Here is a 325-nt window from a genome sequence, read left to right as displayed (position 1 = left end):
TGGTCACGGACCAATGCTGCCGACACCCACACCTCCCGGTGGCGGAATGGTAGCTATTGCGGCTGGCCCGATGCTGCCTACGCCGACGCCTCCGGGCGGTAGCTATATTGGTCACGGTCCCATGCTGCCAACGCCGACGCCTCCGGGCGGAGGAATGGTAGCCGCCGTTGCTGGTCCCATGCTGCCAACGCCGACGCCTCCCGGCGGTAGCTATGTTGGTCACGGACCAATGCTGCCGACACCAACGCCTCCGGGTGGTGGAATGGTAGCGACCGTTGCGGCTGGTCCTATGCTCCCGACCCCCACGCCTCCCGGCGGTAGCTAT

1 pseudogene is annotated in these 325 nt (G+C 66.5%); it reads left to right on the top strand.

What is annotated here, in order from left to right:
• A pseudogene (locus VO84_RS22970) lies at positions 1-325 on the top strand (hypothetical protein); the annotation flags it as partial.

Origin of the sequence: Occallatibacter gabretensis, assembly GCF_001449115.1 — a bacterium.
Classification (GTDB): Bacteria; Acidobacteriota; Terriglobia; order Terriglobales; family Acidobacteriaceae; genus Telmatobacter; species Telmatobacter gabretensis.
This window is presented reverse-complemented; position numbering and strand designations above follow the sequence as displayed.